Annotated in this window: 14 protein-coding genes and 1 riboswitch; of the genes, 7 read left to right on the top strand and 7 right to left on the bottom strand. The window is 68.5% G+C overall.

What is annotated here, in order from left to right; translation table 11 throughout:
* Positions 1-5: 5 nt before the first annotated feature.
* The 7 genes from QWJ38_RS14905 to QWJ38_RS14875 are packed head-to-tail and all read right to left on the bottom strand — an operon-like array spanning position 6 to position 6,241.
* The gene (locus QWJ38_RS14905; RefSeq protein WP_290359902.1) at positions 6-2,096 is read right to left on the bottom strand and encodes a flagellar biosynthesis protein FlhA; all 2,091 of its coding nucleotides are present in this window, start codon (positions 2,094-2,096) and stop codon (positions 6-8) included.
* A 7-nt stretch (positions 2,097-2,103) separates the two neighbouring features.
* A complete protein-coding gene (locus tag QWJ38_RS14900) occupies positions 2,104-3,228 on the bottom strand; it encodes an EscU/YscU/HrcU family type III secretion system export apparatus switch protein (RefSeq protein WP_290359901.1) in 1,125 nt (374 codons plus the stop codon).
* On the bottom strand, positions 3,221-3,997 hold the full coding sequence (gene fliR / locus QWJ38_RS14895) for a flagellar biosynthetic protein FliR (RefSeq protein WP_290359900.1): 777 nt from the start codon (positions 3,995-3,997) through the stop codon (positions 3,221-3,223). Before fliR ends, QWJ38_RS14900 begins: the two co-directional genes overlap by 8 nt.
* Complete coding sequence (gene fliQ / locus QWJ38_RS14890; RefSeq protein ID WP_290359899.1) at positions 3,997-4,281, bottom strand: flagellar biosynthesis protein FliQ; 285 nt, start codon at positions 4,279-4,281, stop codon at positions 3,997-3,999. Before fliQ ends, fliR begins: the two co-directional genes overlap by 1 nt.
* The gene (gene fliP / locus QWJ38_RS14885; RefSeq protein ID WP_290359898.1) at positions 4,281-5,024 is read right to left on the bottom strand and encodes a flagellar type III secretion system pore protein FliP; all 744 of its coding nucleotides are present in this window, start codon (positions 5,022-5,024) and stop codon (positions 4,281-4,283) included. Before fliP ends, fliQ begins: the two co-directional genes overlap by 1 nt.
* On the bottom strand, positions 5,021-5,377 hold the full coding sequence (locus tag QWJ38_RS14880) for a FliM/FliN family flagellar motor switch protein (protein ID WP_290359897.1): 357 nt from the start codon (positions 5,375-5,377) through the stop codon (positions 5,021-5,023). Before QWJ38_RS14880 ends, fliP begins: the two co-directional genes overlap by 4 nt.
* A gap of 42 nt (positions 5,378-5,419) precedes the next feature.
* Positions 5,420-6,241, bottom strand: a complete 822-nt coding sequence (locus tag QWJ38_RS14875; protein WP_290359896.1) for a FliM/FliN family flagellar motor switch protein — start codon at positions 6,239-6,241, stop codon at positions 5,420-5,422.
* Positions 6,242-6,628: 387 nt separating this feature from the next.
* Positions 6,629-6,740, top strand: a riboswitch (cyclic di-GMP riboswitch).
* Positions 6,741-7,297: 557 nt separating this feature from the next.
* Here QWJ38_RS14875 and fliE point away from each other — a divergent pair.
* The 7 genes from fliE to fliD all read left to right on the top strand — a co-directional run bounded on the left by fliE (position 7,298) and on the right by fliD (position 14,261).
* Positions 7,298-7,600, top strand: a complete 303-nt coding sequence (fliE, locus tag QWJ38_RS14870) for a flagellar hook-basal body complex protein FliE (RefSeq protein ID WP_491572022.1) — start codon at positions 7,298-7,300, stop codon at positions 7,598-7,600.
* Positions 7,601-7,654: 54 nt separating this feature from the next.
* A complete protein-coding gene (gene fliF, locus QWJ38_RS14865) occupies positions 7,655-9,334 on the top strand; it encodes a flagellar basal-body MS-ring/collar protein FliF (RefSeq protein WP_290359895.1) in 1,680 nt (559 codons plus the stop codon).
* Positions 9,327-10,337 carry a FliG C-terminal domain-containing protein gene (locus QWJ38_RS14860; RefSeq protein ID WP_290359894.1) on the top strand — a complete coding sequence of 337 codons (1,011 nt, stop codon included), beginning with the start codon at positions 9,327-9,329 and terminating at the stop codon, positions 10,335-10,337. The genes fliF and QWJ38_RS14860 overlap by 8 nt, the downstream gene beginning before the upstream one ends.
* A complete protein-coding gene (gene fliH, locus QWJ38_RS14855; protein ID WP_341850502.1) occupies positions 10,334-11,026 on the top strand; it encodes a flagellar assembly protein FliH in 693 nt (230 codons plus the stop codon). Before QWJ38_RS14860 ends, fliH begins: the two co-directional genes overlap by 4 nt.
* Entirely contained in the window at positions 11,023-12,333 is a 1,311-nt protein-coding gene (gene fliI / locus QWJ38_RS14850) for a flagellar protein export ATPase FliI (protein WP_290359893.1), read from the top strand. Before fliH ends, fliI begins: the two co-directional genes overlap by 4 nt.
* Positions 12,330-12,779, top strand: a complete 450-nt coding sequence (locus QWJ38_RS14845) for a flagellar FliJ family protein (protein WP_290359892.1) — start codon at positions 12,330-12,332, stop codon at positions 12,777-12,779. Before fliI ends, QWJ38_RS14845 begins: the two co-directional genes overlap by 4 nt.
* An 84-nt stretch (positions 12,780-12,863) precedes the next feature.
* Complete coding sequence (gene fliD, locus QWJ38_RS14840) at positions 12,864-14,261, top strand: flagellar filament capping protein FliD (protein ID WP_290359891.1); 1,398 nt, start codon at positions 12,864-12,866, stop codon at positions 14,259-14,261.
* Positions 14,262-14,271 lie beyond the last annotated feature (10 nt).

Genomic DNA, 14,271 nt, shown 5'->3' with positions numbered 1-14,271 from the left:
GGGCCTCAGCCCAGCGAGCCGATCACATTGATCTCGCGCTGCTCGGGCACCTCGTTGTAGGACAGCACATGCAGGCCCGGCGCGAACAGGCGGGCATAGCGGGCCAGCAGCGGGCGGATCTGCGGCGTCACCAGCAGCAGCGGCGCGCCGCCACCCTTGCTCTTCATCGCGTCGCGGGCCGCCGGCATATGCTGCTGCAGCTGGCTCAGCAGCTGCGGATCGACCGGGAAGCTGTCCAGCGCGATCTTGGCGCTGCCCTGACGCGCCTGGTTCAGCGAACCGAGCAGCAGGTTCTCCAGCTCGTTGCCGAGGTTGAACACGTTCATGCCGCCGGTCGGGCCGCACAGGCCGGAGACGATCTGGCGCCGCAGCGTGCAGCGCAACTCGGCCGCCAGCAGGATCGGGTCCTTGGTCGATTCGACGTTGTCCAGCAGGGTGCTGGCGATCGGAACGATGTCCTTGATCGCGACGCCCTCGGCCAGCAGCAGGCGCAGGATCTTCAGCAGCTGGCTGGGGTTGTAGGCCTTCTCCAGCGCGGCCGAGAGCTTGGGCGACAGCGCGGCCAGGCGCTCCAGCAGGGCCGAGATGTCCTCGAAGCGCAAGAGCTCGGGCAGCTGGTCGCGGATCACCTTGGACAGATGGGTGGCGATGGTGCTGGGCACGTCGACGACCTGATAGCCGAGGCCCAGCGCATGGGCCTTGTTGGCCGTCTCGATCCAGATCACCGGCAGGCCATAGGCCGGATCGAGGCCGGGGATGCCGTCCAGCTCGCCATAGACCTGGGCCGAGGCGATCGCCATCAGCCGGTCGGCATAGACCTCGGCCTGGGCGACGACGCTGCCGCTGAGCAGGATCGAGTACTGCGTCGGCTTCAGCGACAGATCGTCGCGCACGGCAATCGCCGGCAGCAAGAGGCCCATCGTTTCGCTAAGCGACTGGCGCATGCCCTTGACGCGCTTCAACAGCGGTGCGCCCTGGGCCGGGTCGACCAGCGCGACCAGCTTGTAGCCGACCGCGACGGCCAGCGGCTCGACGACCGGCAGCGCGCGCCAGTCGAGCTCCGGCGTCGCCTCGGTCAGCAGCGCGGCCTCGAAGCTCGGTGGCGGCACGGCCGGCTTGTCCAGGCGCGAGCCCATGCGCCAGCCGACGAAGCCGAGCACGGCGGCGAAGCCGAGGAAGGTCAGCGTCGGCATGCCGGGGATCACGGCCAGCGCCACCATCACGGCGGCGGCGCCATAGAGCACCGTCGGCGAGGCCAGCAGCTGCTCGCCGATCTGGTCCTCGACATCGCCGGCATCGCTGATGCGGGTGACGATGATGGCGGCGGCCGCCGACAGCAGCAGCGCCGGGATCTGCGCGACCAGACCGTCGCCGATCGTCAGCAGCGCGTACTGGCGGAAGGCGTCGGCGAAGGACAGGTCGTGCATGAAGGCGCCGATCGCGACGCCGCCGACCATATTGATCAAGAGGATCAGGATGGAGGCGATCGCATCGCCGCGCACGAACTTGCTGGCGCCGTCCATCGCGCCGTAGAAGTCGGCCTCGGCGCCGACATCCTTGCGGCGCTGCTGCGCCTTCTCCTGGTTGATCAGGCCGGCGTTCAGGTCGGCGTCGATCGCCATCTGCTTGCCGGGCAGGGCGTCCAGGGTGAAGCGGGCCGAGACCTCGGAGATCCGTTCGGCGCCCTTGGTCACGACGATGAAGTTCACCACCATCAGGATGATGAAGACGACCAGGCCGACGACGAAGTTGCCGCCGATGACGACATTGCCGAACGATTCGATCACCTGGCCGGCCGCATGGGTGCCCTCATGGCCGTGCAAGAGCACGACCCGGGTCGAGGCGACGTTCAAGGTCAGCCGCAAGAGCGTCGTCGCCAGGATGATGCTCGGGAAGACCGAGAAGTCCAGCGGCCGCTTGCTGTTCACGCTGACCAGGATCACGACCAGGGCCAGCACGATATTGAAGGTGAACAGCACGTCCAGCAGCACCGGCGGCAGCGGCAGGATCACCATGGCCAGGATGGCCATCAGGAACAGCGGGCTGGCGATGCGGTGGCGGCGCATCTCGGCGGCAAGGCGTTGCAGGTAATTCATACGGTCGTCAGGTCAGATGGGCGGGCACCGGCAGATCGGTCGGCAGCGGTGGCTCGCTGGTTCGGGCGCCGCGGCGGAAGGCCTGCAGCTGCATCACATAGCCGAGCACCTGGGCCACGGCCTTGTAGAGCGAGGCGGGAATCTGCTGCCGCACCTGGCTGCTGTTGTAGATCGCGCGGGCCAGGGGCGGCAGGGTCAGCACCTGCACCTGGTGTTCCTTCGCGACCTCGCGGATATAGAGAGCCATTTCGTCGACGCCCTTGGCCAGCACGAAGGGCGCCTCGGCGCGCTTCTCGTCGTACTTCAGCGCGACGGCGTAGTGCTCGGGGTTGACGATCACGACGTCGGCGCCGGGCACGGCCTGGCGCACGCCGCGCCGCGACAGCGCGCGCTGCAGCTGCCGGATGCGCTGGCGCACCTCGGGGCTGCCTTCCTGGCTCTTGTGCTCTTCCTTGACCTCCTGCTTGCTCATGCGCTGGCCCTGCAGGAAGAAGAAGCTCTGCAGCGGCACATCGATCAGCGCGAACAGCAGGAATACGGCGGCCAGGCTCATCACGGCCGACACCATCATGTCGGCGCCGGCCAGCAGCGCGCGGTCCAGGCTCATCCCCTGCAGCGCCACATAGCCGACCGACATGCTTTGCGCGACATGGGCCAGCGCCAGCAGCAGGCAGCCGACCTTCAGGATCGACTGCGCCAGCTCGCTGAAATGCTTGGCCGCGAACAGCCGGCCCAGATTGGCCACCGGGCTCAGGCGGCCGAACTTGGGTGCCCAGTTGGCGCTGCTGAAGACCCAGCCGCCCGGCAGCAGCGAGCTGAGGACGACGGCGGCCGGCACGATGGCCAGCGGCGCGACCATCTTCACGACCAGCAGCAGCGCGTCCATCAGCAGGGTCGAACCGAGATTGTCGAGCGCGCCCTCGCTGTCCAGCGGCGCATAGGCGAGCTGGAAGAGGGCGGCGAAGTCGTCCAGATAGCCGGGCATCAGCACCAGCAGTAGCTTCAGGCTCAGCAGCACGCCGACGGCGGTGGCCAGATCGCGCGAGCGCACGACCTGGCCCTGCTCCTTGGCCTTCTTCAGCTTCTGCTGTGAAGGCTTCTCGGTCTTGTCGCCGCTGCCCTGCTCAGCCATGGAGATCCCTTTCGATCATCTCCAGCACCCGGTTCGTCAGCTGCAGGTAATGCTCGGGCACCGAGGCCAGCAGCTGCGTCAGCATGAAGAGGCCGAACAGCGTGACCAGGGCGAAGCCCAGCGAGAACAGATTGAGGCTGGGCGCGACCCGGTTCAGATAGCCCATGCCGATCTGCACGACCAGGGTCGAGAAGATCACCGGCAGCGCCAGCAGCAGGGCGGCCGAGAACACCCAGGCGATGTTGTAGACCAGCGTCTGCATCGACAGCTGCGCCAGGCCGGCGCCGACCGGCCAGGCCTTGAAGCTGGCGCCGACGACGCCGGTCAGGAGCAGGTGCCCGTCGACGGCGAAGAACACCAGCATGCAGAGCACGTTCAGCAGGCCCGAGATCACGTCCGAGGAGGAGCCGTTCATCGGATCGTTCATCACCGCCATCGCCAGGCCTAGCTGCGAGGACAGCAGGAAACCGAGCACCGTGATCACCGCCACGACCAGATGGAAGGCCAGGCCCAGCGCGAAGCCCAGCAGCGCCTGCTCGGCGGTGGCGACGATGGCCTGCAGCGACATCGGGTTGATCGTCTGCGCCGTGTGGCTGGACGCCGGCAAGAGCGCGACGGCCAGCACCAGCGCCAGCAGCACCCGCACGGTGACCGGCAGCATATGGTCGCCCAGCAGCGGCGCGGCGCTGAGGAAGGCCAGCACGCGGCAGAACGGCCACCACAGCGCGCTCAGGCCCACGACGATCTGGCTGAAGGCGAGCTGGTCCATCAGACGACCAGGGTTGCCGCCCGCTCGAAGATCGAGACGCAGAAATCCATCAGATAGCCGACGATCCAGCGCCCGGCCAGGCCGACGACCAGCAGGGTCACCAAGAGCTTGGGCAGGAAGCTCAAGGTCTGCTCGTTGATCTGCGTGGCGGCCTGGAACAGGCTGACCAAGAGGCCGACGATCAGGCCCGGCACGACCAGCAGCGTGACCAGCAGCATCACCACGTGCAGGCTCTCGCCGACCAGATCGACGGCGACCTCCGGCGTCAGCGCCAGGGCCAGCATCAGAAGGGCCTCACGCTGGTCACCAGCGTATTGACGGTTAGGGTCCAGCCGTCGACCAGCACGAACAGCAGGAGCTTCAGCGGCAGCGAGATCACCAGCGGCGAGAGCATCATCATGCCCATCGCCATCAAGACCGAGGACACGACCAGGTCGATGACCAGGAAGGGGATGAAGAGCATGCAGCCGATCTGGAACGCCGTCTTCAGCTCCGACAGCACGAAGGCGGCCAGCTTGACGGTGAAGCCATGCTCCTCGGGCTTGGCCACCGGCGCCTCGCCGGCCAGGCTGGAAACCTGGGCCAGCGCGCTCTTGTGCGTCTGCGCCAGCATGAAGCGCGACAGCGGCGCCTCGGCGATCTTCAGCGCCGTCTCCAGGCCGATCTTGTCCTGGTCGTAGGGCTGCATCGCCTCGGTATAGATCTGCGTGCCGACCGGCCGCATCACCAGAATCGTCAGGATCAGCGCGACGCCGGTGATCAGCCGGTTCGGCAGGCCCTGCTGCAGGCCCAGCGCCTGGCGCAGCAGCGACAGCACGATGACGAAGCGGGTGAAGCTGGTCATCATCAGCACCAGCACGGGCAGCAGCCCGAGCAGGGTCATGATGATCAGGACCTGGGTCTTGACGGTGAATTCATTGGCGGCGCCACCCTCGGTGGCACCGGTGATCTTCAGCGTCGCCGCGAACAGCGGCTGCTGCTGCAGCAGCAGGAACAGGCCCAGGACCGGGCCCCACAGCCGTTTCATGGCGCCAGGCTGTCCAGGTCCAGGCCGGCGATCTCGATCACCTTCAGTCCATAGTTCTCGCCCGACACGACGACCTCGGCACGGCCTATCGTCGTGCCATTGGCCTTCAGCGTCAGCGGCTCGCCGGCCAGCGTGTTCAGCTCGATCACGCTGTCGGCGCCGATCGCCAGCAGGTCCTGCAGCGAGACGCGCGCCTCGCCGACCTCCAAGGTCAGGGTGACCGGGATCTTGCGCATCAGCTTGGGCAGATCGCGCGTCGGCGCGGCCGGCGGCGGGGCCACTTCCTGGACATCCTGGGCCGGCAGATCGGCCAGCAGGGCCTCCAGCGCATTGGCATCGTTCATCATCGTCATCGCTTGGGTTTCCTGGTCGTTGCTTCGCCGCTCAACGGGCGTTCACTCGGCATCTTCGAAAGAGGTCAGGCACAGCTTGCCCTGGTGCTCGGCCACCGAGGCGGTGAACAGGCGCGAGCCGTCCACCAGCACCTCGGTCGCCTGCAGCCGCACCGGGATCACCGAGCCCGGGCGCAGCTCGAGCAGCTCGCCCAGCGGCAGCTCGGTCTGCAGCAGGCGCGCCACCAGCTTCAGCTTCAGCTGCGCGGCCAGCGTGCGGCCGTCCGGCAGCGCGGCGCTGGGCTTGTTGCGCGGCACTGCCCGCTCGCGCAGCAGCGCGGCCATCCAGTCCGGATCGAGCGCGATGCAGAACTGGCTGCGCAGGCCGCTGCGGCCTTCGCGCACCTGCACGCGGATCAGGCAGGCATCGGCGGCGGGCGCCTGCACGCTGACCGGCAGCAGGGCAGGGGCTTCCTCGTCGGCCGCCGGCGCCAGGCGCGCGGCCAGGCCCTGCAGCAGCTGGCGGCCCAGCAGGCCGTGCAGTCGCTCCTCGGTCGTCGTCTCGGGCGCCGCGTCGCCGGCATGCTCCTGCGTACCGTAGCGGTAGCCCATCACGCTGAGCACCAGGCCGCGTTCGAGCAGGCAGGAAACGCGGCCCTGCGCCGTCTGCGCCGACAGCCAGGCGCCGGCGGGCATGGCGCTGCCGAACGGCTCGATCACCGGCGGATCGAGCTCGTAGGCGGCGCGGTAGCGGCGGTTCAGCTGCTGGCGGAACAGGTCGTTGAGCAATTCGCCCAGCTGGGCCGCGAAGTCCCGCAGCAGATGGACCGGGCGCCCGAGGCTGCGCGGATCCAGCGGCTCATAAGGGTTTGGCTTGGGAGTCATCATTGGCTCGTAAGCCCTGAAAAGGGCGGGCGCGCTGATTTTAGGGATGACCCGGATGGTTAATAAGGGGTGCCGGCGATTCAAATGGGCGGGCGCGGAAATAACTCACGGAAAATCGGGCGGCTCGTTTCAGATATTCACCGCACCGGTCGCCATTGAACGGTCTGGGATGGCTGAGAAACAGAGAATCCCGCCACCGCCCGGCCGCTGTCGGGCGGTGAAATCTTCGCGGCCCGGACAGCCCGCGGCGCCCCATTGATGGATTTGCGACACATCAAAGCGATGGCCGTCGCCCTATCGTTCGTGCACAAGATCACGAAGGGTTCATCGGCGCTTACAAATCTTTGCGGCCGGCGTTGCGGCGCCCCTGGGCTGTCGATACAGTTGGCTACATCAGGGCACACCCGAGCGAAAGCCGGGGTCGCAAAGCCTCCGGTCTACCGCCGGGCGATCGATCGATTCAAGATGGATTGCCGGCCACGATAGCGGGGTTGCCAGACCTGAAGTCTGTTGCAGCACGTGACGCGTGCCGCCTGCGGACGCTCGTCTGCCGGAGTGCTACCGTGCTCCGTTGTGGCCCCCTGGCCGATGCTTGGACTGCTTCTCTCACGCCAACCCAACGAAGAAGGCGAGCCAGAAGATGAGTCAGCGCAACCACCTCCTCCGAAGTCTGTCGCAGCACCTGCCGGTGCTTTCGTCGCGCCCTGCGCTTCGTCGAGCCTAGGCGACCGCCGCCGCCGAGAACTTAAACGCCGCCGCCGTATCGAACGATATGGGCAAATTTGGCGCCTCATTTCCGGCGATTTAAAAGCGCGCAAATTCGATATTGAAATCACGTCACCCGGACTGGTTTCCTGGTCGTCAACTAAAGAGTTCCGGCGATCGGCCGATAACCACTCTGGATCACGTCCAGATTGAGTATTCGGGTTTTCGATAGCGAATTATCATCGCTCCTGCCCGGAGTAGATGGGCGGCTCGCCCCCGTAGTTTGGCGAGCAGGACAGGATTACCGTGAGCATTCCCTTGAATACCAGCGGGGCCGCATTCGAGGCCTCGATCCAGCAGTCGCTGGGACGCATTGCCGGCGATGCCGCCCATCTGGGCGGCGCGGTCGCACCGGCCACGCTGCAGGCACCGGCCGGCGGCTTTGCCCAGAGCATGGAAGACATGCTGCGTCGGGTCGACGCCAAGGACCAGGACGCCAGCGAGAAGATGGCCGCCGTCGAGACCGGCGCCAGTGACGATCTGGTCGGCGCGATGCTGGCCAGCCAGGACGCCAGCCTCTCGTTCTCGATGCTGATGCAGGTCCGCAACAAGGTCATGGGCGCGATGGACGAGCTGATCAAGCTGCAGCTCTGAGGCCTGTTCTAAGCCAGCCACCGCCTCCGAATTCCGCCTCATTCCCCGATTTCCATGCTGAAACCCCTGCTTGCCCGCCTGGGCCCATCGCTGAAGCTGCGCCCCAGCCTGCCGCCCGGCCTGCTGAAGAGCCTGGCGCCGCTGCTGGCGCTGGCCGTTGTCGGCACGGCGCTGGCGCTGATGCTGATGTGGCGCGATCAGGCGAACTACAAGCCGGTGTTCGGCCAGCGCGAGAAGGTCGTCGCCGCCGACATGATGACGGTGCTCGATGCCGAGCACATCCCCTACCGCCTGCACCCGGAGTCGGGCCAGGTGCTGGTGCCCGAGGGCCAGCTGGGCCGGGTGCGCATGCTGCTGGCGGCCAAGGGCGTCGTCGCCAAGCTGCCGGGCGGCCTCGAGCTGATGGACCGCAACGATCCGCTGGGCGTCAGCCAGTTCGTGCAGGACGTGCGCTTCCGCCGCGGCCTCGAGGGCGAGCTGGCGCAGAGCATGATGGCGCTGGACGCCGTCGAGAGCGCGCGCGTGCATCTGTCGATCGCCAAGTCCTCGTCCTTCGTCGTCGGTGACGGTCAGAAGAGCTCGGCCTCGGTCGTGCTGACCCTGAAGCCGGGCCGCACGCTGGCCAACGAGCAGATCGCTGCGGCGATCAATCTGGTCGCCGGCAGCGTCGCCAGCCTCGATCCGCAGCGCGTCAGCCTGGTCGACCAGGCCGGCAATCTGCTGTCGGCCCGCGTCGACCTCAGCGAGGGCGCCGAGGGCATCGCGATGCAGGGCAACGACGCCGCCAAGCGCTTCCAGGACGAGGTGCGCCGCAATGTGCGCGACATCCTGGCCCCTGTGCTGGGCGAGGACAACTACAAGCTCAGCGTCACCGCCGAGGTCGACAACGACCGCGTGCAGGAGACGCGCGAGCAGTTCGGCGATGCGCCGAAGATCACCAACGAGGCCTCGCGCGAGGAGCTGGACCGCCAGCAGCTCGCGCTGGGCGTGCCGGGCTCGCTGAGCAACCGGCCGGTCAATGCGGCCGCCAATGCCGCCTCCGGCGCCGAGGGCGACAGCGGCGCCAGCGCGCGCAAGAACGCCAGCACGCGCCAGTACGCCTACGACCGCAACATCACCCAGATCAAGCGCAGCCGCGGCCGGCTGGCACGGCTGAACGTCGCCGTCGTGCTGAACAACGCGGCGGCGCCCTCGGGCAACAAACAATGGTCGGCCGACGAGCTGGGCCGGCTCGAGCGCGTGCTGGCCAGCGGCCTGGGCATCAATGCCGAGCGTGGTGACAAGCTGACCGTCTCGCCGATGAGCTTCCCGGCGCGTCCGGCGCCGCAGCCCTGGTACGAGCAGCGCGACACCCTGATCGATCTGGGTGGCTATGTCGGCTACGGCCTGGCGCTGCTGTTCGGCTATCTGCTGCTGGCGCGGCCGCTGCTGCGCCTGGCCAACAAGGCGCTGACGCCGGCCCCGCAGCAGGCGTCGCAGGCGGCCTCGCTCGAGCCGATCGCGCTGCCGGCCGCCGACACCGACGAGCCGCTCGCGGCTAGTGCGGCGCTGCCGCCGGCACTGCTGAACGAGCAGCGTGCGATGCCGGTCGTGCCGCTGCTGGAGAACTTCGACCTGCCGCCGCCGGGTTCGCCGGTCGATGTGATGGTCGATCACCTGCGCGTGCTGGCGGCCAAGGAGCCGGAGCGCGTCGCCGAGGTCGTCAAGCAATGGGTGCAGAAGAAAAATGGCTAATCCGCAGGAATACGGCGAACTGAGCCCGGTCGAACAGGCCGCCATCGTGCTCTTGAGCATCGGCGAGGAGCCGGCCGCGGCCGTGCTGCGCTGCCTGACGCGCGAGGAACTGCTCGACGTGACGCAGGTCATGTCGCGCATGAGCGGCATCAAGGTCGACTCGGTCAAGACGGCGCTGCAGGAATTCTTCGACGACTACCGCCAGCAAAGCGGCGTGCATGGCGCCTCGCGCAGCTATCTGCAGCGCTCGCTGGGCCTGGCGCTCGGCGGCGACATCGCCAACAGCGTGCTGAAAAGCATCTATGGCGACGCGATCCGGCCCAAGATGGCGCGGCTGCAATGGGCCTCGCCGCGCTGGCTGGCCGAGCACATCGTGCACGAGCATGTGCGCATGCAGGCGGTGTTCCTGGCCTTCCTGCCGCCGGCCCTGGCCGGCGACGTGATCGCCGCGCTGCCGGCCGAGGGCCGCGATCTGGTGCTGCTGAACGTGGCGCGGCTGAGCGAGGTCGATGCCGAGCTGCTGGGCGAGCTCGAAGAGCTGGTCGAACGCTGCCTGGCCGGCCTCGGCCGCCAGAGCGCCAGCGTCGAAGGCGTGCGCCAGGCCGCCGAGATCATCAACCGCCTGCCGCGCGACCGCCAGCAGATGGTCGAGCTGCTGCGCGCGCACGATGCCGATGTCGTCAGCGAGATCGAGGTCAGCATGTATGACTTCTTCCTGCTGTCGCGCCAGCCCGAGGCCGCGCTGACCCGCATCCTCGAGGAGGTGCCGCTGGAGCTGTGGGCGATCGCGCTGAAGGGCGCCGAGGCGCCGGTGCGCGATGCGATCCTGACCGCGATGCCGCGCCGCCAGGCGCAGAGCTTCGAGGAGCTGATCCGCCGCAGCGGCCCGGTGCCGATGAGCCGCGTCGAGCAGGCGCGCGTCGAGGTGATGGCCCGCGTCAAGGCGCTGGTCGATGCCGGCGAGATCCAGGTCCAGCTGTTCGCCGAGGCGACGGTCGAATGATGATGATGAAGGCCCTGCGTCCGCATCGCTTCCCGCCGCTGGCGCAAGTGCACCAGGGCGGCGGCCAGGCGCTGCCGCCGAACTCGGCCGCCGCCGTGCAGCAGGCCGTCGCGGACGGCTTCCAGCAGGGCGTCGCCAAGGGCTATGAGGAAGGCCATGCCAGCGGTCTGCAGACCGGCAGCGAGGCCGCCCAGCAGGCCGGCCACGCGCGCGGCCTGGAGCAGGGCCGGCGCGAGGTGCTGGAGCGCTTCGAGCGCTTGGCCGCCCCGCTGGACGCGCTGTTCGCCGAGCTCGGCCGGGTGCGCGTCGATTACGAGGCGGCGCTGCGCAAGGAAATGGTCGAGCTGGTCGCCCGCGTGTCGCGCCAGGTGATCCGCTGCGAGCTGACCCTGCAGCCGACCCAGCTGCTGGCCCTGGTCGACGAGACGCTGGCCAGCATGCCGCCGGCGCGCGATGGCATCGAGGTGCATCTGAATCCCGAGGACCTGCAGCGCATCCAGGAACTGGCGCCCGAGCGCGCCCGCGCCTGGACCCTGCTGGCCGATGCGCGGCTGGACAGCGGCGAGTGTCGCGTGCAGGCCGGCGGCCGCGAGGCCGATGCCGGCTGCCGCCAGCGCCTGGCCGCCTGCATGGAGCAGGTCGAGACGCAATTGCTCGAACCGCTCGAGACGACGGAGGCCGCCGAGTGATCACCGCCGCGCTGCGCCGCCTGGAGCTCGACGATGTGCCGGTCGCGACGCCGACCGGCCGTCTCGTCGGCGCCTCCGGCCTGCTGCTGGAAAGCGTCGGCTGCGCGCTGCGCACCGGCCAGCGCTGCATGATCGAAGCCGAGGGCCGCGACTGGATGGCCGCCCAGGTGGTCGGTTTCCGCAACGAGATCTCCTACCTGATGCCGTTCAAGAAGCCGGAAGGGCTCTTGACCGGCGCGCGCGTGCTGCCGGCGCCCGAGCGGGCGACGCAGATGATCGGCACGAGCTGGCTCGGCCGCATCGTCAACGGCCTCGGCGAGCCGATCGACGGCCTGGGCAAGCTCGGCGGCGATCATCCGCTGCCGACCCAGCCGCCCAAGATCAACCCGCTTCGCAAGCAGCCGGTGCACGAGCCGCTCGATGTCGGCGTGCGGGCGATCAACAGCATGCTGACCCTGGGCCGCGGTCAGCGCGTCGGCCTGATGGCCGGCTCCGGCGTGGGAAAAAGCGTCCTGCTGGGCCTGATCACGCGGCAGACGGTCGCCGATGTCGTCGTCGTCGGCCTGATCGGCGAGCGCGGCCGCGAGGTGCGCGAGTTCATCGACCTGAGCCTGGGCGAGGCGGGCCTGGCGCGCGCCGTCGTCGTCGTCGCGCCGGCCGACGAGTCGCCGCTGATGCGGCTGATGGCGACCGAGCTGTGCCACACGATCGCCGCCCATTACCGCGACCAGGGTCAGCATGTGCTGCTCTTGGTCGATTCGCTGACCCGCTACGCAATGGCCAAGCGCGAGGTCGCGCTGGCGCTGGGCGAGCCGCCGGCGACGCGCGGCTACCCGCCCTCGGTGTTCTCGGTGCTGCCCGAGCTGGTCGAGAGCGCCGGCAACGGCGAGCATCCCTTGGGCAGCATGAGCGCCATCTACACGGTGCTGGCCGAGGGCGACGACCAGCAGGATCCGGTCGTCGACACCGCGCGGGCCATCCTCGACGGCCATATCGTGCTGTCGCGCGCGCTGGCCGAGCGCGGCCATTACCCGGCGATCGACATCGCCCAGTCGATCAGCCGCTGCATGGCGCTGGTCGCGACGAAGCCGCATCTGGCGGCGGCGCGCCAGTTGAAGCAGCTGACGGCGCGCTTCGAGCAGGTGCGCGATCTGCTGCCGCTGGGCGCCTATGTGCCCGGCGCCGACCCGCTGACCGATCGCGCGGTGGCGCTGTTCCCGCGCATCGAGGCCTTTCTGCACCAGGGCACCCATGAGGCGGCGCCGATGGATGCGGTGCTGCGCCAACTCGAGGAGCTGCTCGCATGAAGAATCCCGCCAAGCAGCTGCAGAAGAATCTGGGCACCCTGATCGAACTGCGCACGCGCGAGCTGGAGCGGCGCCAGGCCGAGCTGGCTCGCCAGCAGGCGCTGTGCGCCCGGGTCGAGAAGACGATCGAACGTCTGGACCAGCTGCACCAGGGTGCCAGCGCCGGTGGTGGCGAGCCGCTGTCGCTGGGCCTGGCCCAGAACTGCGTCGCCTACAAGCAGGCGGTGCGGCAGATGGCTGAGGGCCAGCGCCGCGAGCTGCTGCAGAAGCAGGCCGAAATGGGCGAATGCCGCGCGGCGGTGAAGCAGGTGGCGCTGCAGCAGCAGGTGCTGGGTCAGGTGCTGGCGCAGAGCCAGGTCCGGCTGTCCAGCGCCGAGCAGCGCCAGCAGCAGAAGCAGCAGGACGATCTCGGCGCCCAGATGTGGCTCAGGGGGCAACGGGCATGAAGCGCCGCCTTTTTAAGCTCGGCGCCCGCGCCGTCGCCTCGTACTCAGGTAGTCCCGCAATCTACCCGAGAGGAGCGTCCCGCCATGGCTGAAATCAATCCCGCCTCGATGGCCCAGCAGCTGGCCACCGTCTATACCCAGCAGACCCAGAGCCTGCTCGACTCGCAGAGCAAGAGCAGCCAGGCGACGGCCAGCGGCCTGGCCAAGCTGAGCAGCTCGCTGCGTGCCTTCAACACCGCCGTGGCCGGCCTGTCGGGCAAGAAGTCGCTGAACGAGCTCGCCGGCGCCTTCGCCGACGCGAGCTTCGGCACGGCCAGCGTCGTCGCCAGCGCGCTGCCCGGCACTTACCAGATCTATGTGGAGAAGCTGGCCAGCTCGCACCAGGTTGCCTTCAACGACCTGCCCGCTGTGCCGGCCTGGCCCAGCGGCCCGGTCAATATGACCTTGCGCCTGGACAATGGCGCGAACTTCGTCGTCGACCTGTCGAATGCCGACGGCGACGGCGACGGTACGCTGTCCCAGGTCGAGCTGGCGCGCGCGATCAACCAGGCCGGTGGCAATGGCGGCAATGTGACGGCCCAGGTCATCAGCGGCGGCGGCAAGACCCAGCTGCTGCTGAGCTCCGGCGTCAGCGGCAAGGGCGGCAAGATCAGCGTCGACCTCGGCGATCCGGCCGCCGGTGGCGTGCCCAATGGCGCGCTGCGCACGGCACTCGATGCCAGCCAGCAGACCGAGCTGGTCGCGGCCGAGAACGCCGTCGTCTGGATGGGCGCCCAGGGCAGCGGCATGCGCATCGAGCAGGCCAACAACACGCTGACGGCGATCGACGGCGTCAGCATCGCGCTGACGAAGGTCAGCGCCCCCGGCGCCGCGCCGACCAACTTCACCGTCAGCAAGGACGAGAGCGGCACGACCGGCAACGTGAAGAGCTTCATCGATGCCTACAACACGCTGGAGAAGGCGCTCGACGACCTGACCGCCAATGCCAGCGGCGGCATCGCCGCCGGTGCGCTGGCCAGCGACTCCGGCGTGCGCGCGCTGCGCAGCCGCCTGTCCAACCTGCTGCGCCAGGATTTCGGCGGCCTCAATCTGCGCGGCCTGGGCATCACGATCGACCGCAGCGGCTCGCTGTCGCTCGATTCGGCCAAGCTGTCGAGCGCGCTGGCCAAGAACCCCGCCGCGCTGGACACCGTCTTCGGCAGCGCCTCGCTGACGGCACCGAGCGGCCTGTTCGGCGACCTCGGCAAGACCGTCGACCAGTGGACCAATGGCGGCACCGGCTTCATCAAGCAGCGGCAGGACTCGGTCCAGTCGATGCAGAAGGCGATCGGCGTGCGCCAGACCCGGCTCGATACTCAGTACACCCAGGCCTACAACCGCTATCTGCGCCAGTTCAGCGCGCTGCAGGAACTGCAGTCGCGACTCGGCGACACCAGCGGTCTGCTGGCCAGCCTGGCCGTCCCGACGGCCTCAACGTCCTGAATCCCTGACC

The organism is Roseateles violae, from assembly GCF_030410485.1.
GTDB lineage: Bacteria > Pseudomonadota > Gammaproteobacteria > Burkholderiales > Burkholderiaceae_C > Roseateles_D > Roseateles_D violae.
This window is presented reverse-complemented; position numbering and strand designations above follow the sequence as displayed.

Bases quoted from the DNA above. Each gene is read 5' to 3' on its own strand.
- QWJ38_RS14905 (WP_290359902.1), bottom strand. From the start codon at position 2,096: ATGAATTACCTGCAACGCCTTGCCGCCGAGATGCGCCGCCACCGCATC.
- QWJ38_RS14900 (WP_290359901.1), bottom strand. From the start codon at position 3,228: ATGGCTGAGCAGGGCAGCGGCGACAAGACCGAGAAGCCTTCACAGCAG.
- fliR (WP_290359900.1), bottom strand. From the start codon at position 3,997: ATGGACCAGCTCGCCTTCAGCCAGATCGTCGTGGGCCTGAGCGCGCTG.
- fliQ (WP_290359899.1), bottom strand. From the start codon at position 4,281: ATGCTGGCCCTGGCGCTGACGCCGGAGGTCGCCGTCGATCTGGTCGGC.
- fliP (WP_290359898.1), bottom strand. From the start codon at position 5,024: ATGAAACGGCTGTGGGGCCCGGTCCTGGGCCTGTTCCTGCTGCTGCAG.
- QWJ38_RS14880 (WP_290359897.1), bottom strand. From the start codon at position 5,377: ATGACGATGATGAACGATGCCAATGCGCTGGAGGCCCTGCTGGCCGAT.
- QWJ38_RS14875 (WP_290359896.1), bottom strand. From the start codon at position 6,241: ATGACTCCCAAGCCAAACCCTTATGAGCCGCTGGATCCGCGCAGCCTC.
- fliF (WP_290359895.1), top strand. From the start codon at position 7,655: ATGCTGAAACCCCTGCTTGCCCGCCTGGGCCCATCGCTGAAGCTGCGC.
- QWJ38_RS14860 (WP_290359894.1), top strand. From the start codon at position 9,327: ATGGCTAATCCGCAGGAATACGGCGAACTGAGCCCGGTCGAACAGGCC.
- fliH (WP_341850502.1), top strand. From the start codon at position 10,334: ATGATGATGATGAAGGCCCTGCGTCCGCATCGCTTCCCGCCGCTGGCG.
- QWJ38_RS14845 (WP_290359892.1), top strand. From the start codon at position 12,330: ATGAAGAATCCCGCCAAGCAGCTGCAGAAGAATCTGGGCACCCTGATC.
- fliD (WP_290359891.1), top strand. From the start codon at position 12,864: ATGGCTGAAATCAATCCCGCCTCGATGGCCCAGCAGCTGGCCACCGTC.